Source organism: Neisseria sp. P0021.S007 (genome assembly GCF_051956855.1).
Window position 1 is genome coordinate 1 of sequence record NZ_JBQCXA010000251.1, and the last position, 893, is coordinate 893.

The following is an 893-nucleotide window of genomic DNA, read 5'->3' on the forward strand; positions in this document are numbered from 1 at the left end:
CTTCTTTGACCGTGTGGGCGGTAAATAATTGATTGCGCTCTGCTTGCATACGGCTGCTGAAGTGTGAAGCTTGAGTGAGGAAATGGATAAGGTGGTCGGTATTCATTTTTGGCGCCGATCGTTTTATGCAGATGAGGATTACACAAGGTTTACGGTTACCGTGTCAACAAAATAGAGTGCGTGTGTTACAGTTATGCCTGAATGATAAATAAAGCTTTGCGTCTGTTTTGCAGATGCTTAGGCCGTCTGAAAATGCCGGCAGGTTCTCAAAAAGGATAGTTATGTTGTTTTCCCCATCCCGTATTCGAGTAGCAGCTGCGGCTGTCATGATGTTGTTTGCTACACAAACTTTTGCCGCGCCCGGCGATTCAAATGCAGTTTTTGAATCAGCTAAGATTATTAAAAAGAAAAGCCGTGCCGACCGTTTTTCTCCCGAAGAGCGCGAGCAGGAGCGGATACGTCTGTTGGGTATACAAAACCGCACCTCGCAGGTTTTCACTTTGTTAAATTCAGAACTGGCTTTACAAAAGGGCGATGCGGCTTCTGCACTGTTTACGTATATTTTGACGTTGCATCGCACCAAATCTCCCGAAGTAGCCGAGCGCGCTTTGGAGATGGCGGTTTCTTTAAACGCATTTGAACAGGCTGAAGCCATTTACCAAAAATGGCGTGAAATCGAGCCGGAGCCTGGTGAAACACAAAAGCGCATGACTTGGTTGCGCAATTTGCTGCTGGGTAAAGCCGATAAGAATTTGAGCGGATTGGACAAGGTGATTGCCGGCGGTAGTGAAGACGAGCAAAAGCGCGTGTTCCTGCTTTTGGCACAAACCGCAGCCCAACAGCCGAATCTGACCAGCGATGCGGTCAAACAAGTGCATAAAACGGCCTTGAAT

General features: G+C 47.4%; 1 pseudogene. It reads left to right on the top strand.

The features are described from left to right. Positions 1-281: 281 nt before the first annotated feature. A pseudogene (locus ACTHUR_RS12605) lies at positions 282-893 on the top strand (tetratricopeptide repeat protein); the annotation flags it as partial.